Source organism: Pseudopontixanthobacter vadosimaris, from assembly GCF_012979275.1.
In the GTDB taxonomy this organism is placed as follows: Bacteria; Pseudomonadota; Alphaproteobacteria; order Sphingomonadales; family Sphingomonadaceae; genus Pseudopontixanthobacter; species Pseudopontixanthobacter vadosimaris.
Map to the genome: position 1 here is coordinate 1 of NZ_JABASZ010000015.1, position 23151 is coordinate 23151.

Annotated in this window: 22 protein-coding genes, 2 pseudogenes and 1 riboswitch; of the genes and pseudogenes, 16 read left to right on the forward strand and 8 right to left on the reverse strand. The window is 60.5% G+C overall.

What is annotated here, in order from left to right; translation table 11 throughout:
- Nucleotides 1-99 precede the first annotated feature (99 nt).
- A complete protein-coding gene (locus HG250_RS04280; RefSeq protein ID WP_170003052.1) occupies nt 100-1617 on the reverse strand; it encodes an N-6 DNA methylase in 1518 nt (505 codons plus the stop codon).
- A gap of 347 nt (nt 1618-1964) precedes the next feature.
- On the opposite strand from HG250_RS04280, the gene HG250_RS04285 reads away from it, so the two are divergent.
- The 13 genes from HG250_RS04285 (at nt 1965) to cobD (ending at nt 15878) form a co-directional block, all read left to right on the forward strand.
- A complete protein-coding gene (locus HG250_RS04285; protein WP_170003054.1) occupies nt 1965-3137 on the forward strand; it encodes a site-specific integrase in 1173 nt (390 codons plus the stop codon).
- The gene (locus HG250_RS04290; RefSeq protein ID WP_170003056.1) at nt 3134-4330 is read left to right on the forward strand and encodes a tyrosine-type recombinase/integrase; all 1197 of its coding nucleotides are present in this window, start codon (nt 3134-3136) and stop codon (nt 4328-4330) included. The genes HG250_RS04285 and HG250_RS04290 overlap by 4 nt, the downstream gene beginning before the upstream one ends.
- Nucleotides 4331-4604: 274 nt before the next feature.
- Complete coding sequence (gene cobT, locus HG250_RS04295) at nt 4605-5684, forward strand: nicotinate-nucleotide--dimethylbenzimidazole phosphoribosyltransferase (RefSeq protein ID WP_240956912.1); 1080 nt, start codon at nt 4605-4607, stop codon at nt 5682-5684.
- Nucleotides 5681-6433 (forward strand): adenosylcobinamide-GDP ribazoletransferase, encoded by a 753-nt coding sequence (gene cobS / locus HG250_RS04300; protein ID WP_170003058.1) that lies wholly within the window; start codon nt 5681-5683, stop codon nt 6431-6433. The genes cobT and cobS overlap by 4 nt, the downstream gene beginning before the upstream one ends.
- Nucleotides 6424-6957: an alpha-ribazole phosphatase family protein gene (gene cobC / locus HG250_RS04305; RefSeq protein WP_170003060.1), complete on the forward strand. Its 534-nt coding sequence runs from the start codon at nt 6424-6426 to the stop codon at nt 6955-6957. Before cobS ends, cobC begins: the two co-directional genes overlap by 10 nt.
- A complete protein-coding gene (cobO, locus tag HG250_RS04310) occupies nt 6954-7559 on the forward strand; it encodes a cob(I)yrinic acid a,c-diamide adenosyltransferase (protein WP_170003062.1) in 606 nt (201 codons plus the stop codon). Before cobC ends, cobO begins: the two co-directional genes overlap by 4 nt.
- Nucleotides 7560-7591: 32 nt before the next feature.
- Nucleotides 7592-7801: riboswitch (cobalamin riboswitch) on the forward strand.
- A gap of 161 nt (nt 7802-7962) precedes the next feature.
- Nucleotides 7963-9891 (forward strand): TonB-dependent receptor plug domain-containing protein, encoded by a 1929-nt coding sequence (locus tag HG250_RS04315; RefSeq protein ID WP_170003064.1) that lies wholly within the window; start codon nt 7963-7965, stop codon nt 9889-9891.
- A gap of 3 nt (nt 9892-9894) precedes the next feature.
- Nucleotides 9895-10725, forward strand: coding sequence for an ABC transporter substrate-binding protein (locus tag HG250_RS04320; RefSeq protein WP_170003066.1), 831 nt, complete (start codon nt 9895-9897; stop codon nt 10723-10725).
- 8 nt (nt 10726-10733) lie between these two features.
- The gene (locus tag HG250_RS04325) at nt 10734-11699 is read left to right on the forward strand and encodes a FecCD family ABC transporter permease (protein ID WP_338103860.1); all 966 of its coding nucleotides are present in this window, start codon (nt 10734-10736) and stop codon (nt 11697-11699) included.
- Nucleotides 11696-12469 (forward strand): ABC transporter ATP-binding protein, encoded by a 774-nt coding sequence (locus HG250_RS04330; RefSeq protein WP_170003070.1) that lies wholly within the window; start codon nt 11696-11698, stop codon nt 12467-12469. The genes HG250_RS04325 and HG250_RS04330 overlap by 4 nt, the downstream gene beginning before the upstream one ends.
- 6 nt (nt 12470-12475) lie before the next feature.
- Entirely contained in the window at nt 12476-13936 is a 1461-nt protein-coding gene (locus tag HG250_RS04335; RefSeq protein ID WP_170003072.1) for a cobyric acid synthase, read from the forward strand.
- Nucleotides 13933-14880 carry an adenosylcobinamide-phosphate synthase CbiB gene (gene cbiB / locus HG250_RS04340; RefSeq protein ID WP_215228036.1) on the forward strand — a complete coding sequence of 316 codons (948 nt, stop codon included), beginning with the start codon at nt 13933-13935 and terminating at the stop codon, nt 14878-14880. Before HG250_RS04335 ends, cbiB begins: the two co-directional genes overlap by 4 nt.
- Nucleotides 14877-15878 carry a threonine-phosphate decarboxylase CobD gene (gene cobD, locus HG250_RS04345; RefSeq protein WP_170003076.1) on the forward strand — a complete coding sequence of 334 codons (1002 nt, stop codon included), beginning with the start codon at nt 14877-14879 and terminating at the stop codon, nt 15876-15878. Before cbiB ends, cobD begins: the two co-directional genes overlap by 4 nt.
- Here cobD and cobU read toward each other — a convergent pair.
- Together cobU and HG250_RS04355 are read right to left on the reverse strand one after the other, a co-directional pair.
- A complete protein-coding gene (cobU, locus tag HG250_RS04350) occupies nt 15868-16374 on the reverse strand; it encodes a bifunctional adenosylcobinamide kinase/adenosylcobinamide-phosphate guanylyltransferase (protein WP_170003078.1) in 507 nt (168 codons plus the stop codon). The two genes, cobD and cobU, sit on opposite strands and share 11 nt — an antisense overlap.
- Nucleotides 16371-16565, reverse strand: a complete 195-nt coding sequence (locus HG250_RS04355) for a DUF1289 domain-containing protein (RefSeq protein WP_170003080.1) — start codon at nt 16563-16565, stop codon at nt 16371-16373. Before HG250_RS04355 ends, cobU begins: the two co-directional genes overlap by 4 nt.
- 105 nt (nt 16566-16670) lie before the next feature.
- Here HG250_RS04355 and HG250_RS04360 point away from each other — a divergent pair, with 105 nt between their 5' ends.
- Nucleotides 16671-17123 (forward strand): hypothetical protein, encoded by a 453-nt coding sequence (locus HG250_RS04360; RefSeq protein ID WP_170003082.1) that lies wholly within the window; start codon nt 16671-16673, stop codon nt 17121-17123.
- A 464-nt stretch (nt 17124-17587) separates the two neighbouring features.
- On the opposite strand, the gene HG250_RS04365 is transcribed toward HG250_RS04360, so the two are convergent.
- A protein-coding gene (locus tag HG250_RS04365) for an IS5 family transposase (protein WP_170003084.1) occupies nt 17588-18348 on the reverse strand; the annotation gives its coding sequence in 2 pieces (ribosomal slippage) (nt 17588-18015 and nt 18015-18348; 762 coding nt in all).
- 212 nt (nt 18349-18560) lie between these two features.
- Between HG250_RS04365 and HG250_RS04370 the strand changes: the two genes are divergently transcribed.
- The gene (locus HG250_RS04370; RefSeq protein WP_170003086.1) at nt 18561-19118 is read left to right on the forward strand and encodes a hypothetical protein; all 558 of its coding nucleotides are present in this window, start codon (nt 18561-18563) and stop codon (nt 19116-19118) included.
- A 214-nt stretch (nt 19119-19332) separates the two neighbouring features.
- Here HG250_RS04370 and HG250_RS04375 read toward each other — a convergent pair whose 3' ends face one another.
- The 3 genes and pseudogenes from HG250_RS04375 to HG250_RS04385 form a co-directional block, all read right to left on the reverse strand.
- Nucleotides 19333-19761, reverse strand: a complete 429-nt coding sequence (locus HG250_RS04375; protein WP_170003088.1) for a GNAT family N-acetyltransferase — start codon at nt 19759-19761, stop codon at nt 19333-19335.
- A gap of 463 nt (nt 19762-20224) precedes the next feature.
- A pseudogene (locus HG250_RS04380) lies at nt 20225-21418 on the reverse strand (IS91 family transposase).
- Between the two features lie 4 nt (nt 21419-21422).
- Complete coding sequence (locus HG250_RS04385) at nt 21423-22340, reverse strand: tyrosine-type recombinase/integrase (RefSeq protein ID WP_170003090.1); 918 nt, start codon at nt 22338-22340, stop codon at nt 21423-21425.
- A 186-nt stretch (nt 22341-22526) separates the two neighbouring features.
- Between HG250_RS04385 and HG250_RS04390 the strand changes: the two genes are divergently transcribed.
- A complete protein-coding gene (locus HG250_RS04390; protein WP_170003092.1) occupies nt 22527-23063 on the forward strand; it encodes a GNAT family N-acetyltransferase in 537 nt (178 codons plus the stop codon).
- On the opposite strand, the pseudogene HG250_RS04395 reads toward HG250_RS04390, so the two are convergent.
- Nucleotides 23025-23151: pseudogene (locus tag HG250_RS04395) on the reverse strand (IS5 family transposase); the annotation flags it as partial. The gene HG250_RS04390 and the pseudogene HG250_RS04395 sit on opposite strands and share 39 nt — an antisense overlap.

Consider the following 23151-nt stretch of genomic DNA (forward strand, 5'->3'; position numbering starts at 1 on the left):
GGTAGCAGTGGGCCGATCAAAGCCCACTCGTCACCCGACACACCAACCCGCTCACCCAATGCTGCCTCCAAAAGGTAGCCTTGAATCAGCGGTCGAGTCTCAGGTCAAGCTTTGTCCACGAAGCCTAGCGGCTTTGGCTTCCTCTGCAATGGCACGGGAAAGGCCGAAAAGTGTCTGTTCCACGCGCTCGCCCTCCTCCAGCGAGTTGGTGAGATAAACTCCCAGTCGGGGCGGCTTGGCCGTTGGCTTGTAGCCAAGCCCGGTCAGGATCATGTCGAGCTTCATGTGGCACATAGCGTAGCTTGCCATGAGCAATTCGAAGCCATGGATGCGCGGAATCAAATTCTCTTCGACGTAGTTCGACCAGTTGCCCGGCGCATGTCCTTTAATCCGCTCCGCAATCAATTTGATTGCCTCAGCCAGAAACGTACCGGTGCCGGTTGCCGGATCGAGTATCTGGACGCGATGAACCTCTTTCTTGACGGTCGCTGGCTTGCCCTTCTTGTCGGTTTGCCCGGTGTCCCAATCAATCGAAATGCGGCTGGTATCGGCAAGCCCGTCTGCCAAACCAAATTCTGATTTCAGCACGTCATCGACAGCACGAACAATGAAGTTCACGACGGGCTCCGGCGTATACCAGACGCCCCGCGCCTTGCGCTTGGCGGGATTGTATTCGGCCAGGAACACCTCGTAGAAATGCAGGAATGGGTCTTGCCGCGCCGTCACCTTGCCAAAGTGGCGAAGCACTTGTTCCATGTTCGTGGCGCAAAAGACGTTGCAAAGTTCATCGATCACGCGGCGCAGGCGCTCGTCCAGATTTGGCCCGGCGATATAAATGAACAGTTCGCGCAGGAACGGGTTGGATTTCGGCAAGAGTTCCAGCGCTTCGCCCCGCGTGAACGTGGCCGGCGTTTTATCATGTAGGCGCGCCGCGAACAGCCCGTAGGCAATGGTCTCGGCGTAGATGTCTGCAAACTCGTCCACGGTGATGTCGTGGATCAGGTTGGCCTTGAACGCCTCATACTGGCCGATCAGGTCGGTAGCTGACTTCCCTGCCTCCTTTGCCTTCATATCGGACACCAGAGCGCGGCCCATGATGTCCTTGATGATGGCAGCCTTGCCCGCCATCATTTCCGCTAGCCGCTTGGAGGATGTGATGCTGAGCAGCGTAACATGAGCAAAGTCGCGCAACCGGTTTTCAAGGAGAGCAAAGGTGTCTGGCCTCGCGGGCATTGTCGGGATCAGGTCGGCAATGGTGATAAAGTCCACAGCCTCACCATCACAAATGAATTCGAAGTCCAGCCCGTTGGTATAGATCAGATTTGGCAAACCCTTGCGGTATCGCTCTTTCTGGCCCTTGCTGTAGTCATTGGCTGCGAACTTGCGGACATCCTTGCCGATGTCCTTGGCCTCACACCAGCCGATGGCGACATCCCCCCGCTGAAACACGAAATCAGGCGCGCCGACATCGGTAATATGCTTCGGCTCATTGATGACGGTGATGGCCGGATCGATCGATGCGAACAGCTTTGCCAAGGCAGGGCGGAAGCTGTGTTCAGTTGTCTGGCCACTGGCATAGAGCGCCCGAATTTCAGATAGATAACCTTGAAAGTCCATTTGAACTTGCGCCCTCCTGCTTTGGTAGGGCGTAGCGATTACTGGATGAAGCGCCAAGCATCTTGAGTTTGCCGAGTCGCTATTGCTCTCGCTCCATCTGGAAGCAGGAAATTCGGCTATGTTGATTGCCAGTCTGGAAAGGCCGGAAAGGGCCCCGCAATTGGGGAGTTTGACAAGCACACCGTACGCAGTAGCACTGCTGTGTTTTGGGAAAAAGTGCAATAAAATCAGTGCGTGAAACGCTCAAGGTGCTCGGCAGAGAGGGCACTGCTGAATGCTGCCCGGTCCCCGCAAATGATGGGAATCTGGCGACATTTGAGGGTAGTTCGGGTAGGGGGGAATGCCATATGGTCCCCAAGCGGCGAAAGCCCGCATGGCGGGCACTACTCGATGGTAATTTCGCGCGACGGAAACTGCCGCTGCGCGAACACGAATACTGCATCTGGGACACCGAGCTTGCGGGCTTCGGACTGCGTGTAAGGCCGAGCGGCAACTACTTCTGGTTCGTTCGCTTGCGCCATCGCGGCAAGCATCGCCGCATCACCCTTGGCCGGACCGACGAACTGGAGGCGGGGCTGGCAAGGGCGCAGGCTCGCCGCATTCTTGCCGAAGCTGCGCTTGACGGATTGCCCAAGCGCGCAGTGGTGAAGGCCACACCGACGATGACCGATTTCGTTGAGGCCTATTGGGATGATCTTTCCCGCGTCTGGAAGCCATCTACTAAGAAGCGCAACTGGGCTGCATGGCGGCTCACCATCAAGCCCACATTTGGCAACACGCGCGTAGCAGACATCCTTCCGCCAGACATCCACCGCTGGCGCGATGGATGCGCGGGAGAGAGCGAGGTTAACTACAATCGTGCCGTTCCAGTGCTTTCCGCGCTGTTCAGGTATGCCGAGGCGCTCAAGATGCGTCGGCCAGGTTCGAACCCCTGCCGAGGGATGCCGCGCTACAAGCGGCATAGCGTCGAGCGCTTTTTGACGCCAGCCGAGTATCGTCGGATCGGAGCGGCATTGCGTGAGGCTGAGGCAGACCGACCGGCAGAGGTCGCAATTGCTCGCTTGCTACTGTTCACCGGCGCGCGCGTGGGCGAGATCAAGAATCTGCGCTGGGAGTGGGTGAAGCCGCCCCGACTGCTGCTGCCAGACAGCAAGACCGGTCCCAAGGTCATTTGGCTCAATTCACAAGCCCAGGACGTCCTCGCGCAGATCGAGCGGCGCGAGGACAACGAACTGGTGTTCTCGAACCGGAGCGGGCAACGCCCGCTGAACTTCGATATTTGGTGGTACGATTTCCGGCGACGTTGCGCTTTGCCTGACGTTCGCATCCATGATCTTCGCCACAGCTTCGCTTCGACCGCGATCATGGACAATGTGCCCTTGTCGACCATCGGCAAGCTGCTGGGCCACAAGCTGGTCGAGACGACAGCCAAGTATGCCCACCTGTCCGATGACGTGATCGGCGAAGCCGCCGAGCGGGTTTCCGGTTCGCTGGCGCAAGCGATTGGACTCAGGCCATGACAGCCGCCAGTCTCAAGCGGATCGTCGAGGAGGCGCTTGCCGAGGTTGGGGCAAGCGTTAACTTCAAGCTCGTTCCCAAAGGCAAGGCGCGGACCACCACCTGGTTGGGCGTCGAGCACGGTTTTGGCATCCGCCACTATTCGAGCGGTCGCAACGTCTACATCGTGCAGACCCGCATGGCGGGACGTATGCGCACGGTGACAATCGGGCCTGCATCGGTCCTTACCTGCTATCAGGCGCAAATGGTTGCGCGCCGGGTCATCGCCTACGCGCAGGTCGGTCGCGATCCGGCAACCGAACGCCAGCGGATTCGGTCCGCGCCTAGCTTCGCCGACTTCGTGATCGAGTATTGGGAGCGTTGGGCACCACGCTGGAAGGCATCGACCCTGGAAACGCACACCGGCTACCGTCGCCGCTATCTCGATGACGCCTTCGCTGGTGTCTATATCGACGAGCTGAACGAAGGCCATGTGACAAGCTGGTTTGCGGACCTCAACAATCGGACCGGGCCGGGAGCATCGAACCGGACCTTCGAAATCCTCAAACACATGCTGAACAAGGCAGAAGAGTGGGGCTACCGGCTTGAAAACACCAATCCGTGCCGGTCTGTAAGGCCCAACCGCAAGCGCCAGTGTGAGCGCTTCCTTTCGAACGAAGAACTCGCTCGCTTGGGAGCTGAACTTGCCAAGCTTCGATCATCGGACGACCGCACGAAGCAGTGTGCGGGTGCAGCCATCACGCTCTTGCTGCTGACCGGTTGTCGGAAGAGCGAAATCCTCACGCTCGAATGGAGCGACATCAAGGGCAACCGGCTGCACCTGCGCGACAGCAAGACCGGGCCGCGAACGGTCTGGCTTGGCTCGGTAGCCCGTGAAGTGATCGCCGCGCTGCCCCGCTTCGAGAGGATTCCATACCCGTTTTGGAACTACAGCTACGGCAAGCCCCTTCGTTGCGTGAATGGCTTTTGGCGCAGGCTTAGAGATGAGGCGGGACTACCCGGCGTTCGCATTCACGATCTACGCCATACCTTTGCCAGCCACGCCGCGATGAACAAGGAAACGCTGCCGATGATCGGGCGTCTGCTTGGCCATGCCAATGTTCAGACGACCGCTCGGTATGCTCACCTTGATGACGATCATTTGATTGAGGCAGTGCAGCAGATCGGTGATTTGCTCGAGGGCATGCTAAATTGAGCAAGCGGAACAGAGCTGAAAAAACTCCAGCTTTAGCCGAGTGGCTGCCTTTTAGATGTCGTGCTTTCTCCTCGACTGGGCAGCAACATTCAGAGAAATACCCGACGCTTCGATCAAGAATGCAACGCAATGACGGCCATGAGGGGGAAAGTCCGCTTAGCGCCCTAATTTCGGTCATTATCATGGTTCGCCTCGCGACATGAAAGCTGCCGTTTGCTCAACACGCCGCTGTGGCGATACTGCTTGGGCTCACAAAACGGCCCTGCCCACGCCAATGGACCTCCACAAGCGCTCATTGCGTATGGCTTTGTTATGCCGTTCCAAAGCCATTCCGTATTCGCTAGACGCGCATCGTATGACCCGAGCCGACTTCCAGCGCCTGATCGACGACAAGACCAAACCGATAGGGTCATTGGGGAGGCTCGAAAGCCTTGCAGTTCAGGCCGCTGCGATTCTTGGCGACATGACTCCGTCGAATGCTTCAGCATCGTTGACCATTTTCGCAGCCGATCATGGGATTGCCGCACAGCGCGTGTCCGCGTTCCCGCAGGAGGTTACCGGCCAAATGGTCGCCAACTTTCTAGCCGGCGGAGCCGCTGCAAATGTCATCGCGGCGCAATTCGACATACCGATGACCGTCGTTGACTGCGGAATCGCACATCCGCCGCGCCGACGCGATGCGCTTATCGATCTGTCATTAGGAGGGGGAACGGCCGACAGTTCTATAGGGCCTGCGATGTCGCCCGAGACGGCAAGGAAGGCGATTGCGCAAGGGCGACATTTCGCGTGCGGTATTGAAAGCAAGATCGTTTGTTTCGGCGAGATGGGCATCGCGAACACTTCCTCTGCGGCCCTACTTGCTCATAACCTAAGCGGCATTTCCGTGGCCGAACTTGTCGGGCGAGGGACGGGCCTCGACGATACCGGTCTCTCGCACAAGCAAGAGGTTCTCGAACGCGCAGCTGCGCGAACTGGAGCGCTTGCGCCGGTTGAAGCGCTGGCCGAGGTCGGCGGCTTCGAGATCGGCACGATGGCGGGTGCGATGGCTGGCGCCGGGACATCGAATAAACTTGTGGTGGTCGATGGCTTTATCGCGACCGCTGCCGCCGCGCTTGCGCGGGCGATCGAGCCAGACTGTGAACGGGCCTTTGTCTATGCGCATCGCTCGGCAGAACACGGCCATCGGGCGCTGCTCGACTGGCTCCAAGCCGAGCCACTGCTCGATTTCGATATGCGGCTGGGCGAAGGGACCGGCGCGTTGTTGGCCGTGCCGATCATCCGCGCCGCGCTCTCGCTTTTCGGCATGGCAAGTTTCTCGCAGGCCGGGGTGTCCGGCGCCTCCCCGATCTCATGAAGCGACCATTCGCCGCCGCTTTGGCCGCGTGGGTTTTCTTTACGCGAATTCCCTTACCTGCGGCGCAGCTGGACGAGCGCGATTTCGAGGCCGCGCCGGGCTTCTATCCGCTGGTCGGTGTGTTGATCGGCGCAATTGGCGCTGCTGCTTTCGCGCTCGGCTGGGCGATCGGCGGGGCCTACATCGCAGCGATCTTAAGCACTGCCGCTACCTTGCTGGCCACGGGTGCCTTTCACGAGGATGGCCTGGCGGACCTGTTCGACGGGCAAGGAGCGACAACGCCGGAGCGAATGATGGAGATCATGCGCGACAGCCGGCTCGGCACCTTCGGAGCCGCAGCGCTGTTCATAGTTCTGCTGCTCAAGATCGCGTCGCTGGCGCAACTCCCTTTCATGGTCGCACTCGCCGCTCTGCCCATGGCGCACGGAGCCTCGCGCCTGTCGGCGGTGATCGTGATCGCGACAAGTCGTTACGCACGGGCCGAGGGGATCGCCAAGCCGGTTGCGAAGGGGATCGGAGCAGCGCCGCTGGTGGTGGCGACGCTCACCGGGATCGCTGCGGCCGCAATCGGTGCGACCATTCTTGGGCCCGGCTCTGCACTATGCGGCTTGGCCGGCCTTGCGATAGGCCATGTTACGACGCGGCTGCTCTTCGAGCACAAGCTGGGCGGCTATACCGGCGACTGCCTCGGCGCGGTGCAGCAGATCAGCGAAGTCGGCTTCTATCTCGGCATGCTGGCATGGCTCTGACTTTGCTGCGTCACGGTGAGCCTGAGATCGCTAAGGGCACGTGCTACGGCCAGTCGGACGTGACCACCAGACCCTTAGACGACGGACGCTTCAGCGCTCTGATGAACGCATTGCCTGGAAGCTTCGCGCGGATCGACAGCAGCCCGTTGATCCGATGCACCGCGCTGGCTGAGCGGTTGGCCGTGTATTTCGACCTTCCGGTCCATGCCGACCCGAGGCTAATGGAAATCGATTTTGGGAACTGGGAAATGCTGCCGTGGGACGCCATTTCGCGCAGCGAAATCGATGCGTGGGCACAAGATGTCGAAGGTGCGCGACCCCATGGGGGGGAGAGTGTTGCACAGATGATCGAAAGAGTGCGAGCTTATCTGCGCGACGCGGCAGATTTTGGTGGTGACATCCTTGCCGTCACACATCTTGGTGTTGTCCGTTGCGTTGCCGCAGCTCTTGGCCGACCGAACCCATTTGAAATGGAACTCGGCTTCGGCCAGTCCCTCACCATTGAACCAAAAGAGGTCGTATGAGCGAGACCAACAGCAATACGCACAAGCAAAAGATGAAGGAGCTGCAGGCCGCGCAAGCGAAGCGGCGCCGGGAGCTCACGGATCCTGAGCGCGGCCTCGTGCTGGTCCACACCGGTAATGGCAAGGGCAAGTCGAGCTCGGCCTTCGGAGTGATCGCCCGCGCGCTGGGTTGGGGACAGAAAGTCGCGGTGGTGCAATTCATCAAGGGAAAGTGGAAGACGGGCGAAAAGCAGTTTTTCGCGCGCTTTCCCGATCTCGTCGATTGGCACGTCATGGGCGATGGTTTCACATGGGACACACAAGACAAGGATCGCGATATCGAAGCCGCGGAGAAAGCTCTCTCCAAGGCCGGTGAACTCATCACAAGCGGTGACTACGCTCTAGTCGTGCTCGACGAAATTAACATTGCGCTGCGCTACGAATACCTGACGCCCGCAAAAGCGATCGAAGTGCTCGAAGGCCGGGGCGATACCCGGATCATCCTGACCGGGCGGGACGCGAAGCCCGAACTGATCGACTATGCCGACACTGTCACCGAAATGGCCGAAATCAAGCACGCCTATCATGCCGGGATCCGCGCGCAGCAGGGCATCGACTTCTAGCAAGCAAGGATTGACAGCAACGGACCAGGCGAGCATTGGCGCGAACAGACGGTGCTGCAGGTGCGAAATCGCCTGAAGCTAAGAGGGAAGCCGGTGCGATACCGGCGCTGTGCCCGCAACTGTGAGCCAGAAGTCCCGAACCAACATGTCACTGGCTAAACCCTTCACTGGGTGGCGCCGGGAAGACGGTTCGAAGACGTTGATCGGCAAGCCAGGAGACCTGCCGTCGCGTCGTTCGTCCGGGGCCGGGTCCAGCCCCTTGGGACAGGAAAGTTCTTTTCCGAAGTAACGACAGTCAGGCCGGTTTCCGGAGTCGCGGCTCGGTGCGAGCCGCGGCGGGCCATCTGTCGAGTTGACCATGCGGGCACCGGGGCCTCCGCGTGGGATGGCTTTGGATATGTCAATGAAATCCGCATTCTATTTGTCCGTCGCGGCATCGGCCGTGGCACTGTGTTCGACTGGAGCCTTTGCCCAGTCGGTCGATCTTCTTGAAGACGAGGAAGTGAACTCCGAAACGATCGTGGTCACGGCCAACCGCACCGAACGTGCGATCAGCCAAGTTGGCGAATCGGTTACAGTGGTCGAGGAAGAGGAGATCGTAAACCGCCAGCCGAGTGAAGTGCTCGACATCCTGCGCACAGTCCCGGGCGTCACCTTCAACCGCAATGGCGGCATCGGAACCAGCACAGGCGTCTCGATCCGTGGTGCCGAGAGCGACCAGACCGTCGTGCTGATCGACGGGGTCAAGCTCAACGACCCCTCTTCGACCGGTGGCGGCTTCAACTTCGGTCCTGCCCTGACAGGCAATATCGCACGGATCGAAGTGGTGCGTGGTTCGCAAAGCGTCCTTTACGGCAGCCAGGCTATCGGCGGCGTCGTGAACCTCATCACCCGCGAACCGACCGAGGAGTTCGGGGTGTTCGCTCGCGCGGAATATGGTGAGCGCGATACTGCGGAACTCGTCGGCAATGTGTCGGGAAGGTTTGGTCCCGTAGGCCTTAGTGTCGGCGGCAATTACTATCGCACCGATGGCATTTCGGCATTCAGCGAAGCGCGCGGCGGCACCGAGCCGGACGGCTTTGAAAGCCTGGGTGCCAACGCCAAGCTCGATATTGCGCTGGGTGAGAATTTCTCGATCGATCTGCGAGGTTTCTATGCCGACAGCGAGGTCGAGATCGACGGCTTCACCGCTACCGGCCTGGGGGACACCAACGAGGTTTCCTATCGAGAAGATTTGGTCGGCTATGCGGGCATCAACGCAGACTTTCTGGACGGGCGTTTTCGCAATCGACTGGGTATCGCCTACACCCGGATCGACCGCAGGAATTTCAGCTTCGATACGGATTCCGAGACCTTTGATGCCTTCGGCGAGAACGTGCGCTATGAATATCAGGGCGTGTTCGACGCAGCCGAGATTGCGACGCTGGTGTTCGGTGCCGAGCGTGAGGAATCGGAATATCGCAGTTCCAGTTTCGGTGCTCCTGCGACCGGCGACGACGTGTGGATCAATTCGGTCTACGGACAGCTGAACCTGACTCCGATCGAGGGGCTCTCGCTGACAGGCGGCGTTCGCTACGACGATCACGAAACCTACGGCAACAACACGACCTTCGCTGCCAGTGGTGCTTATTCGCCCAACGGCGGCGATACCGTGTTGCGCGGTAGTTTCGGCGAAGGTTTCAAGGCGCCCGCGTTGTTCCAACTGTTCAGCGATTTCGGGAATACCGCGCTAGAACCCGAGGAGTCCGAAAGCTGGGATATCGGCATCACGCACAGCTTCCTCGATCGCCGCGCCCAGATCGGCGTCACTTACTTCGAACGCGATGCCGAGAACCTCATCGCTTTCGTCGGCTGCACCGGCAATCCCATCCCAGCGTGCCAGGATCCCGCTAATCCCCGCCCTTCCGGAACATACGACAATATCGCGCTGGCCAGCGCTGACGGCTGGGAGTTTGGCCTTGCGCTTCGTCCGGTCGACGGCTTCGATGTCGCGCTGAACTACACCGCGATCGATGCCCGCAACGACATCACCGGCAATCGCCTGCCGCGCCGCGCCGAAGACACGATCAGTCTGGTCGCGGACTACCGCATGGAGAACGGCATCGGCATCGGTGCCACCGTGTTCGTCGCGGGCGACAGCTCCGACAATGCCACCAACACCACCCGCCTCGATGGCTATGTGGTGACCGATATTCGGGCGAGCTTTGGCCTTACTGAGCAGATCGAAATTTTCGGTCGGATAGAGAACCTATTCGACGAGCAGTATGAAACGATCTTCCGCTACGGCCAACCTGGTCGTGCGGTGTTCGGCGGCGTGCGCTACCGGATGTAATCGATGGTTCGGACGATCCCCGCGGCGCTGGCGTGCCTTTTGCTCTGTGCCTGTTCACAGGTGGCGGAGCGAGGAGCGGAGGCGCCGCGACGGATCGTCAGCCTCGACTATTGCGCCGACCAGTATGTCCTGAAGTTCGCGGATCGAGAGGATATCCTCGCGCTTTCGCCCGATGCGGGGAAGCGCTTCTCCTACATGCGGGCGGAGGCGGCAGGGATTCCCACGGTCCGTCCGCGCACTGCGGATGTTCTGGCGCTGCAGCCCGATCTGGTGGTGCGAACATATGGCGGTGGGCACGATATCGCCGACTTCATGCAGGAACCGGGCGTGCCGGTCGTGCAGATTGGCTTCCCCCAATCGATTGCCGAAGTGCGGGACGAAGTGCTGCGCGTGGGGACCGAACTGGGTAAGCCGAATGAGGCCGCAGCACTCGTCACCGAGATGGATCGGCGACTGAAGGCGCTGGCCGATCGGCCCAGTCCCCCTCGCGAAGTCCTCTACATGACACCCGCTGGTGTGACGGCTGGAGAAGGAACACTCGTGCATGAACTGTTTGTCGCGGCCGGCCTCAGGAATTTTCAGGACCGTGCCGGTTGGAACCCCCTTCCGCTCGAACGCCTCGCATACGAGCGCCCCGACCTGATCGCGGCTGCCTTTTTCGAAAGCGCGACCAACCATGTCGACAACTGGAGTGCGGCGCGCCATCCGGTGGCGCGGGCGCAGTTGCGCGAACTGCCGGTCGTCCCGCTGGAGGGATCGTGGACCTCGTGCGGCGGTTGGTTCTTGCTAGACGCGGTCGAAGCTTTGGCGAAAGCGGGGGACAACAAGCGATGAATCGGCCGGTGTCCATCCTGCTGGCAAGCCTGACGGGTGCATTGGTCCTTTCGGTCGCGCTCGGATCGGTGCCCTTGCCTCTCGACCGGGTGCTCGCTGCTCTCGCATTTCAATCGAGTCAGGGTGACGAGCTGGTCGTCTGGCAAATCCGCCTGCCGCGCGCGCTCGCTGCCGCGTTCGTCGGCGCGGCACTGGGAATGAGCGGGGCAGCCCTGCAGGGCCTTCTGCGCAACCCACTGGCCGAGCCGGGCATTCTCGGCGTGTCCGCCACTGCCGCGCTCTTCGCGACTTTCGTGCTTTATTTCGGTCTCGCGACCGCAGGCCCACTCGTCTTGCCTTCGGCTGCAGTCGCGGGTGCCCTGATCGCGACATTGCTGGTCGCGCTGGCTGCGATCCGCACCCGCTCCGTGGTCACGCTGATCCTGATTGGTGTCGGCCTCTCGAGTTTCTCGGCGGCAATCATGGCGCTGCTGATGAACCTTGCGCCCAACCCCTTCAGCCTTGCCGACATGGTCAACTGGATGCTCGGCACGGTGGACAATCGCAGCTTCGACGATCTTGTATTCGCGCTGCCCTTCATGGCGATCGGGGCGGTGGTGCTGCTCGCGTCGCGCCGGGGCCTGTCCGCACTCGCTCTGGGAGACGAGGCGGCCGAAGGAATGGGGTTGGACCTCAAACGACAGCGGCTGGCGGTGATCATCGGTGCCGGGCTGGCGACAGGCGCCGCGGTGGCGTTGGCCGGTGCGATCGGTTTCGTCGGGATCGTCGCGCCGCATCTGGTGCGGCCCTTCCTGCGCTACGATCCGGCGCGCCTGCTGGTGCCATCGTCACTGCTTGGCGCGCTCATCCTCGTGCTGGCCGATATCGGCGTGCGGGTGCTCCCGACCGATAGCGAACTCAAGCTGGGCGTGGTCGCATCGCTCCTCGGCGCTCCGGTGTTCATCTGGATCGCCGCGCGACGGAAATTGGCATGAGCGTTCTGCAGACAAGCAATCTGAGCTATGCGGTGGACGGCATGCCGCTGGTCGTCGACGCTGGATTCTCACTGAGAACAGGAGAACTCATCGCGCTGATCGGTCCCAATGGGTCCGGTAAGACGACGCTGCTGCGCCTCGCGCTTGGGCTGTTGTCAGCCGATATGGGCGCGACGTCGATGGATGGCAAACCGGTCGCTTCGCTCACGCCGGTCGAGCGTGCACGCAAGGTGGCCTACCTGCCGCAGGCCCGTCCGCTGGTCTGGCCGCAACCGGTTCGCGACGTCGTTTCGCTCGGGCGGTTTGCCTATGGCGCGGCGCTGGGGCGACTGTCGGACAGCGACGAGGCGGCGGTTTCGCAGGCGATCAGCGCCTGCCATCTTGATGGTTTCGAAGAGCGGGCAGCGGATACCCTTTCGGGTGGCGAACTGGCCCGTGTGCATCTGGCGCGTGCGCTGGCTGCCGAGACACCACTCCTTATTGCCGACGAGCCGGTTGCCGCGCTCGATCCGCGCTACCAGCATCAGACGATGCGTTTGTTTGCCTCGATGGCGCGGGTCGGGCGCGGAGTGCTGACGGTAGTCCACGATCTCGATCTCACATTGCGCTATGCGACCCGAGTGCTCTGGATGCACGACGGGCGGATCGTCGCTGACGGTAGTCCGGCCGAGACATTCACGAGCGAGCGCTTGCGCAATGTGTTCGGGATCGAGGCGGAGATTGTTCGCAATGGCGCGCATATCCGGCTCGACACTTTCGGCCCCGCCTAACGCAGGATGGCCGGTCGCGCGATCATGCTTCAGGGCACCGGTTCGAACGTGGGCAAGTCGCTGCTTGTCGCGGGGCTTTGCCGGATCGCACGGCGCCGGGGTGTGGATGTGGCACCTTTCAAGCCGCAGAACATGTCGAACAATGCGGCGGCCTGTCCCAACGGAGGCGAAATCGGTCGCGCGCAAGCGCTCCAGGCACGCGCCGCGGGGCTGGAGCCCACGACCGACATGAATCCCGTGCTCCTCAAGCCCGAAAGTGATCGGCGCGCGCAGGTCGTCCTGAATGGCAAAGCACTGCGCAGCGAGGAAGCGGCGGCGTATATGGCCAATCGTGGCAGCCTTCTTCCCGCTGTGATCGACGCGTTCGACCGGCTGAAATCGGCGCACGATCTCGTCATCGTCGAAGGTGCGGGCAGCCCCGCGGAGGTCAACCTGCGCAAGGGCGACATCGCCAATATGGGCTTCGCGCGCGCGGCCGACGTTCCCGTGGTGCTTATAGGCGACATCGATCGCGGCGGGGTCATTGCCTCGCTGGTCGGCACCCGAACCGTCGTAGACAACAAAGATGCCGATATGATCGAAGGCTTCCTCATCAATCGCTTTCGTGGCGACCAAACACTGTTTGCGGACGGCGTGCGCTTCATCGAAGACCGCACCGGCTGGCGCAGTTTCGGCATCGTGCCGTGGCTGCCCTGCGCTGTGCGGCTGCCCGCTGAAGACGCTGTGGTGCTGGATCAGGCGAGACGGAAAGACGGGGCTATCCTGATTGCCGTGCCAATGCTTTCGCGGATCAGCAATTTCGACGATCTCGACCCGCTTCGTGCCGAGCCGGATGTCGAGGTCCGCTTCATTCCTCCCGGCCAGCCTCTTCCGCGCGAGGCGGATGCGATCATCGTCACGGGCACCAAGTCGACTCTTGCCGACCTTGCGATGGTTCGCGCCCAAGGGTGGGATCACGACATCATCGCCGCTAGGCGCACAGGTGCGCACGTTGTCGGCCTATGCGGTGGGTTCCAGATTCTGGGCAATTGGCTCGAAGATGCTGACGCTGCGGATGGATTGGCAGGATCTGCGGATGGTCTGGGTCTCTTCGACATGACGACGGTGATGACCCGCGAGAAAGTCATTAGGCCCATCTCAGGAACCACGCTTGCCGATGGGGACCCGGTGACAGGATATGAGCTCCATACCGGTCGTTCTCAGGGCCCTATGCTAGAGAAGCCCTTCTGTCGCCTGGACGACGGCACCTGCGATGGCGCGGCCGCAGCGGGCGGACGTCTGATCGGAACCTATCTTCATGGTGTGTTCGCGAGCGATCCATTTCGTTCGCGTTGGCTTGAGCGATTGCGCAGCGGCCGGAGGAGCACGCTCAATTACGAAGAGAGTGTCGAAAATGCGCTGGATGAACTGGCCGATGGGCTCGAGGCGTCCCTCGACGTAGACGCTCTGTTGGCGCTTGCGCGGTGATTGCTGCGTGGATCATGCTGGTAGGACTCGCGATCGAAGCCATGGTCGGCTGGCCCGACGCGGTGGACACGCGGATCGGGCATCCCGTCCGCTGGTTCGGCTGGCTGGTCGAACGGACGGAGCGTCTGGGCAATCGCCAATCATGGAGCAGATCGGCGCGGATCGCGACGGGCGGTCTTGTTACTCTGTTTCTGGTCTCGCTTGCGGGCTTAATCGGTCTGGCCATCCAGCTGTTTCTGCCAACCGGGTGGCTAGGGCTTGCCCTGATGGCCCTCATCGCCTCCAGCCTGATCGCTGCGCGCTCCCTGCACGATCACGTTGCGGATGTCGCCAGGGCGTTCGACGCTTCGGGGATCGCGGCTGCGCGGGACTCGCTCAGTCACATCGTCGGACGTGCAACCGCTGAGTTGGACGAGCCTGCCATCGCACGTGCTTCGATCGAGAGTCTGGCCGAGAACACGTCGGATGGCGTTACAGCACCCTTGTTCTGGGGCGCGCTGTTCGGCTTGCCGGGACTGTTTGCCTACAAGGCAATCAACACGCTCGATTCAATGATCGGCCATCGCAATGCGCGCTACGAAGCTTTCGGTAAAATTGCCGCCCGGCTCGACGATCTCGCCAACCTGATCCCTGCACGCCTGACGGGTATTCTTTTCGCGCTCTGTGCCGGTTCGGGCCGGGCTATACAGGTGTTGTTTCGGGACGCCCGCAGGCATCGCTCCCCCAATGCAGGGTGGCCGGAGTCCGCGATGGCGGGGGCGCTCGGCATCAGACTGTCGGGCCCGCGGACCTATGGCGAAACGACGAGCAACGAGCCTTGGCTCAATTCGGGAGCAAGAAACCCAGCCGGAGCCGATATCCGCCGCGCCTTGGCTCTTTATCGCTGGGTAGTCATCGCCATGGCGATCATCCTGGCGCTGCTGGGTTGGGCCAACCTGTCATGATCGATTCGAACCTCGTATCAGGCCATGGCGGTCGGATCGACGCGATGGCTCGCGCGTTTCCCGGCGCCCCTCTGCCATGGATCGACCTGTCGACCGGCATCAATCCGTATCCTTATCCGTTGCCCCCGATCGCACCCGATGCATGGGAGCGCTTACCGGGCGAGGCGGCCCGCGCATTCTGCGAAAGCACCATGGCGGAGTCGTTCGGATGCGATCCGTCCTTTTGCCGCGCGGTCGCCGGGACGGAAGTCGCCATCCGCCAGCTGCCATCGATCCTACGTGCTCAGAGCGTAGCGGTGCGCGCTTGCAGCTATGCCGATCACGCGGAAAGCTGGCGACTGGTGGGGGCGAAGGTGGTCACGCATTCCGATCCTTTGGCATTGGCCGGCGAGGCTGACGTCGTAGTAATCGTGAACCCCAACAATCCCGATGGGCACCGTTGGCCCGTCGATGCCATTGAGGCAGCGCGCGCCGAACTCGCCCGACGGGGCGGCTGGCTGATCGTGGACGAGGCCTATGCCGATCTCGATCCCACGCTCAGCGCGGCTCCGTTTGCCGATCGCCCGGGACTGATCATCTTGCGATCCTTCGGCAAATTTTTCGGGCTTGCGGGCATGCGGTTGGGTGCCGTCCTGGCTACGCAGGAGATCTTGAGCAGCATCGAAGATCGCCTCGGCGGATGGGACGTGTCGGGCCCTGCGCTAGCGATAGGCGCGGCAGCCTATGCTGATCATGACTGGCAGGCCGCTACGCGCGGACACCTTACCGTTCAAATGCAGGAGATGCATTCCCTTATCGCGACCTCGGCGTTGGAAGACCGTGGCGGAACCGATCTTTTCCGGTTCGTCCGTGGATCTGATGCAAATTCGCTTTGGCAGCGACTTGCTGAGCAAGGTATCGCCGTGCGCCGGTTCGTCGGGGATGCCCATCACCTCCGCATCGGCTTGCCCGCCGATAAGATCGCGTTTTCACGGCTGGCGCGAGGGCTTAACCCTTGAGACGAAGGGGCAGCCCTGCGACCACGAGTTCGACCGTCTCGGAAATCTCGGCCAGCCGCTGGTTCAGCCGTCCCTGTTCGTCGCGGAAATCGCGGCCGAGCCGATTTTCGGGGACGATGCCCGAGCCCACTTCGTTACTGACCAGCACGACATTCGCCTCAGCCCGAGCAATACTCTCGACCAGGGCATCGGCTTGCCTGCCGATGTCGAGTTCGGCCAGCATCACGTTCGAGAGCCACAAAGTGCAGCAATCGACGAGCATCGTGCCCTCGTTGACCAAAGTAATCGCACGAGCGAGTTCGATCGGTGCCTCGATTGTGTGCCAGAAATCAGCACGTTCCTCGCGATGCTGACGGATACGCTCGGTCATTTCATCGTCATACGCCTGCGCGGTGGCGATGAACTTGTGAGGTCCCTCCATGCCGCCGCATATCGAAAGAGCATGGCGGCTCTTGCCCGATCGAGCACCACCGAGAATCAGATGAACCGTGCTCATAGAGTGAAGCCCTCGACCCTTCGCCTCGCAGCGGCCTGTATCACGGCTCGCCTTTGGTCAGGTGACATTGCGGACCACTTCGCAATCTCATCGAGCGTCCGGCCACAGCCCGTGCAGACATTTCCGTTTGCCGACAGTCGACATATCTTCCGACATGGCGATTGCGGGTCCTCAATGGTCGTTGCAGGCATGCGAATGGCCCTAACTCGTGTTGCCCGGGCTGGCAAAAGTGAACGGAGCTTTGCGGTAAGCGGATGATGAGGCGACTTGTCAGCTACGAAGACCTTCTCTCATGCATGACGCGAGACGAGAGGGATTATCATGCCACGCTCGACTGGAAAGCGTTGCTGGACCTCTCTCCAATTCTAAAGCTACGCCGGAAGGAAGCGCGCGCTTCGCTGCGGAGATACTTGACCGGATTGCATGGTGCTAAGTGGGAGATCGATGCCGTTCATTTTCTAATCCGCAGTCAGATCGACGAACAGGCACTGAAGTCAATCACAGCCGATATTGCCGACACTTTAGAGGCGATTGCAGCGAGGGCCATGACGCCGAAAGAGGTTTGCAAGGCGCTGAATATTACCAATCAGGAACGATTGCGGTGGACCAAGAATGGTTGTCTTAAAACATCAGGGATTGTGAGCTTTAAAAAGGCTAACACCGTAAGCATATCCACTTACTCTGCTCATGTAATTAATGAGTTGACGAAAGACCATAGTCTAATTGAAGGTTGGCGAAGGAAAGACTAGGATAGCCGAAAATCCTAGCCACTAGGCTACCCCTTTTGGGTTTGCATGGGTGCAATCTGGTCAGAATCCGTGATCGAAGGATGACGCAGATTTGCACTACAACGCGGTCGGCAGCTTTCACATTTAATGCAGTCAAAAGCGGACCGACGGCTAGCGGCCCAAGAACCGACACAGGGTTGTGACCCCCGCAACGGCGCGGAAAAGCGTGATCGTGAATTAGGTGTCAGAACCGTTCGGTTGCGACGCCTCCAACTCTGGATCGGGCTACAGATCGTCGTCGACAGGTTTTGTGCCCAGCTGGCGTAACAGGTTGGCCCAGCAGAGTAGATCGCGATCATAAGGAAGCCCATCTTGACTAAAGTCAGTCGCAACATGCTTACATCCCAGTTCTGGGCTGCTGAAAAACCCACAATGGCCCATGTGCCAAACACTGCCACCGCAGGGCGAGAGCCTAGGCTCAGGACTCATTGATTGAGCCAGAAGATGACGGTTGCAGCGATGCAGATAGCGGACATGAAGGTGTGTGCACATCGGTCATAGCGAGTGTGGATGCGTCGCCAGTCCTTGAGTTTTCCGAACATGTTCTCGACCTTGTGCCGCTGGCGATAGAGCGCCTTGTCATGCGGTATATGGACTTTGCGATTGGCTTTTGACGGGATGCAGGCGGAGATACTCCTGTCGGCCAGAGCAGCACGGAACCAGTCAGCATCATAGCCTTTATCGCCGAGCAGGGCCTTGGCCTTGGGGAAGGCGTCGATCATCAGCGCCGCACCTTTGAAGTCGCTCATCTGACCTTCGCTGAGCAGCATGATAAGCGGTCGGCCATGCCCATCACAGACCGCATGCAACTTGGAGTTCAAACCTCCTTTGGTGCGTCCGATACGTCTGGGAACAGCCCCTTTTTTAAGAGGCTGGCCGCCGTGCGATGAGCCTTGAGGTGGGTCGCATCAATCATTAACTGATCCGGCTTGCCGCCCTTGGCCGCCAGGCTCGCAGATATCCTGTTGAACACGCCCATCCGGCTCCAACGGATAAAGCGGTTGTAGATCGTTTTGTGCGGACCATAATCCGAAGGGGCGTCGCGCCAACGCAGACCGTTCCTGATCACGAAGATGATACCGCTGATAATCCGCCGGTCATCGACCCGAGGCACCCCGTGCGGCAATGGGAAATACGGCTCGATCCGGCGCATCTGCGCCTTCGACAACCAGATTAGATCACTCATGGCAACGCCTCCTCAGCGTCGCCATTGGATCAGATGAAAGCCTACTTGTGAATCCCTTTAATAGGTCCTGAGCCTAGGACCAAGACGATAGAGCGTGTTCTGCGATATCTTGAAAAACAAGCGCGTTTCAAACATGACGGTGCTTAACTTTCACCCAGACTAACGGCGGCTCGATCGCCGTCAAAGAGCCGATTATTGAGCATGCAGCTGGCATGGGCTGCGAGCAGGGCAAATCACAAATCGTGGACGAAATGGCTAACTTGGTGATTATCGATTATCACACTGGATGGGCCGGCGATGCAGGGAAAAGATCAATGAGGTATGTCTGGCTATGCATTGCAGCCGCAACTATGACCTCGGTGGCCGCCTGCGTTCCAGACAGTCAGCCCTCAGCGTCGCACTTCGCCGACTACAAGCCGTTCGACCTGGAAACGCGAGCGGACTTCTCCGGGTATGAGGAGGTCGTAGGCTCATATCTGCGCAAGAAAGCCGTCGGGGTAAATACTCACGCTTGCGTGATTGGGCTGACCCGCGGACCCCGAGAGAGTGAAGCGGTGTGGATTATCTGGCGAAGAGGTGATCGGCTCATTTCGTGGTTTTCCGGCGAGAACAACCTAGACTTGTCCTCACGCAACCTCAGCCTGACCAAGGATGTCGTTCCTACTGATTCCGAAGTCGGAAGCAGCACCTATCTAGTGAGCCGTGCGTGGGTCGATGAATTGGAGCGACTTTGTAAAGATCACGGTCATCGTGTGAAGGCCGCTCGGTGATTTGCGCGTGGGGGTACGCACAAGATCGTCGTTACGATATAAAGGACCATCGATTGATCAACGTTCTAGCGGGCTAAGAAATGTCCGTAATTGGGCCGGTTGAAGACGGTCCGCTTTTAGGTGGCTGAATGCTGAAAGCTGCCGTTCGGCTAACGACCCTAAGCTCGGTCGTTTAGCTTGAGCGGAAACTACCTCGAAAGCGGACGCCCCCAAATCAAATCAGCACCTTCTTGAGATAGTGCGAAGAGTGTCCCTTGGGTCGGTTGGAAAGGGTCGCCATGTGGTTGTAGCCGTTCTTTTCGTAGAATGGCCTTGCCTGCCAGCTGGTCGTTTCGACTAAAGCATTTTCGCAACCATTGTCGCGCGCAAAAGCCTCGGCTTTCTGTATCAACTTACGCCCGATTCCACTGCCGCGCGCAGTCTCGGAAATCCAAAGAAGTTCGATGTGAAGGGTATTCCAATAGCATGTTGCACGGATGCCACCTTGTAATGATCCCTCGCCATCTCGAGCCATCACGTGAAACCGCTTCTCTTCCTCGGTCGGCTCGAGATCGCGAACGGTTTCTTCGTTGAATGACTTAATCCCGCGACTGAGCAGGTCCGCCTCAGCTTTCGAAGGGTTCCGCTCGATCTCGATGTTCACTGTAGGTCCTCAAAACTGACTGGTAGGTGTTTTTATGTCTGCTTTGGCCAAAATAAACAACAAACTAGACATTCCGTTCCCCACCGTTTCAGACCTTCCCGCGTGTTGTCGGAGCGCCTGAAAGCTGACTGTCCGCTAATCGCACACGCACGATAAAAGCGGGCCGACTGCAAACGTGAAGGGTTCCGGGCGCCGGAGGCGTACGGAAGTCCCCGAAGCACGAACCGCGGGCCGCACACGATGAGCTATGGGGTTTTCGGGTTTCGGCTGACCCGGGGACGAGTAGCCAAGGCGGCAGGATGCGCCGTGGCTGACGGGATCGTGGCTACCCAGCGAGGTGGATCCTGACTGGGACCACTGCCAGGTATGCCCATCAGTGCGACTGCTGGCGGTAATCGTGCAGGCGGCGACATCGCCGGAGGCGCAGTGGCTGCGCGGCGTGCTGGAGGCGAGCCATGCCGGATCATGGCGCGAGTTCCCGGATGAGCGATGTGGCGGATGGTGGCGCACGCGGCTGCTGCCAGCGCGTGAAGGTCTCGATCACGACCATGTGACCCCCACAGCACGGGCACGGCGGTCGGGTGTCGGACGGCTCCTCGACCGCGCCATCTTCGGGCGGCGGCACGACCGCGAGCAGCTTGCGGGCAAGCTCGATGCTATCTTTGCGCTTGGTACCGGCGAGCAGGCCGTAGTGACGGATGCGATGGAAGCCGGATGGCAGGACATGGAGCAGGAAGCGGCGGATGAACTCGTCGGCAGCCAGCGCCATCACCTGCTGCCGGTCGGCCCCGCTGCGGCGATAGTCCTTGTAGCGGAAGGTGACGCCGCGCTGTTCGAAGGAGATGAGGCGGCTGTTCGAGATCGCCACCCGGTGCGTGTAGCGCGACAGGTAAGCGAGCACCGCCTCGGGCCCGGCGAACGGCGGCTTGGCATAGACGACCCAGCGCTTCTTCCGGACTGGCGCAAGGTAGCGCAGGAAGGCGCGGCGGTCAGCCAGATGCACAAGCCTGCCGAAGAAGGCGAGGCGCCCGGCGTCGTGAAGCTGGAGCAGCCGGGTCAGGAACAGGCGGCGGAACAGCGCACCGAGCACCCGCACTGGCAGTAGGAACGCGGGCCGCGAGCAGATCCAGCGCTTCCCATCTGGCGCAATACCGCCACCTGGTACGATCATGTGCACGTGCGGATGGTGAGTCATCGCCGAGCCTCATGTGTGCAGCACGGCGGTGATGCCGATCCGGGCGCCCAGATGCTGCGGGTCGGCGGCGATGGTCAGCATCGTCTCGGCTGCCGCCTTGAACAGCAGGTCGTAGACCAGCGCCTTGTTGGTAAAGGCGATGGCGGCGATCTCTGCCGGCAGCGTGAACACCACGTGGAAGTAGCCAACCGGCAAGAGATCGGCCTCGCGCGCCTCGAGCCAGGTCCGCGCGGCGGCGCCCTGGCACTTGGGGCAATGCCGGTTGCGACAGGAGTTGTAGGCGATCCGCCAGTGCCCGCAGTCGGTGCAGGCCTCGACGTGCCCGCCAAGGGCAGCGGTGCGGCAATGCTCGATCGCCGACATGATCTTCAGCTGATGCAGGCTCAGATGCCCAGCATGAGCGGCGCGGTAGGCCGGGCCGGCAGTGCGGAAGATGTCGGCGACCTCGAGTGAGGTCCGCACCGGCTCAACCGGAGGGTGCCTCCGGCTCGGGTAGGAACAGGCCAAGCTTGTCGAGCGGACTGGTCACCGCGCGCACCGTGCGCGTTGCCACCTTGGTATAGAACGCGGTGTTCTCCAGCTTGGCATGGCCGAGCAGCGCCTGGATGATGCGGATATCGACGCCATCCTCGAGCAGGTGCGTGGCGAAGCTGTGGCGCAGCGTGTGCGGGCTGACGCGCTTGGCGATCCCGGCTAACTGCGTGGCTTCGGCCACCACACGGTGGAGCTGCTTGGTTGAGATCGGCTTCAGCGCGTGCTGGCCGGGGAACAGCCAACCATCGCGGTTCATCACGCCCTGTTCGCGGCCCAGCCTCCACCACTGGCGCAGCAGCACGAGCAGGTCCGCCGGCAGCATGGCGTTGCGGTACTGTCCGCCTTTGCCGCGCTCTACACGCAGGAGCATGCGCTCGCTGTCGATGTCGCGAACCTTGAGCATCGAGACTTCACCCACGCGCAGGCCCGCGCCATAGGCGACCGACAGTGCGGCCTGGTGCTTGAGGCAGGTGGTCGCCCCCAGCAGCCTGGCGACCTCATCGCGGCTCAACACCACCGGCAGCTTGCGGATCTGCTTCATGCGCACGAGCCGGCGGGCGAGGTCGGGCCGGTCGAGCGTGTGGGTGAAGAAAAAGCGCAGCGCCGCGACGATGCTGTTCATGGTCGGGACCGGCATCCCGGCTTCGCGCTGTTCAATCTGGAAGCGGCGCAGATCCTCGGCGGTGGCGGTATCGGGAGGGCGCCCGAGGAAGGTGGCAAAACGCCCGACATCGCGGATATAGTTGCGTTGCGTCTCGCGGCTGAAGTGCCGCATGTTCATGTCGTCGATCAGGCGCTGGCGCAATGGGCTGACGGGCGCGGCGGGGGCAACAGGAATAAGCTCGTTCATCGTTCGACTCCTTGATTGAAGGAGCCGAAATGCTCTGCCTATGTGCGGCCTTGCTCAATCCACGCGCAATGCCCGCCGTTTACCTTCGCCTCACCGCCAGCACCTCTCCGCGCAGCGGTTCGTGCATCGACCCTAATTGCGGCCATTGACTTGACCGGCAATCAACGAGGTTAATAGAGAATACTGATGGCAAACATTTTGATTCAACCAGTCCAGCTCGATGAGCTGTCTGCCCTTGCACAAATCGGGGCAAAGACATTCAGTCAGACATTTGCCAGCAGTAATGATCCGAAGGACTTTGAAGCTTATTTGGACAAGGCATTTGCGACTGAGCAGCTATCGATTGAGATGAATAATCCCGAAGCAAGTTTCTCCTTCGCAAAGGTCGAAGACAAAATCGTGGGTTATCTCAAAACTAATCGCGGCACAGCACAAACCGAGAATGTAGAAGGGCGAACTTTGGAGATCGAACGCATCTATGTTGATGCAGAAGTTCAGGGTTCGGGCGTTGGAAAAGCCCTTTTCGAACATGCGCTTGAAGAAGCAAAAGCCATCGAGGCAGATGCGATCTGGCTCGGTGTATGGGAAGAAAATCCCAAGGCGATTGAGTTCTATGCTCGACAGGGCTTTATGGCCTTCGGCGAGCACGAGTTTAAGATAGGTAGAGACGTGCAGCGGGACATTCTAGGTTTCGTGGACAAAGGGTATCCAGAGTTTGATTGAAGCGAGGGCGACGAAGCCAAGGTAGGATTCTTTGGTTTTGTCGTAGCGAGTGGCGACCCGGCGCCAGTTCTTCAGCTTGTTGAACAGC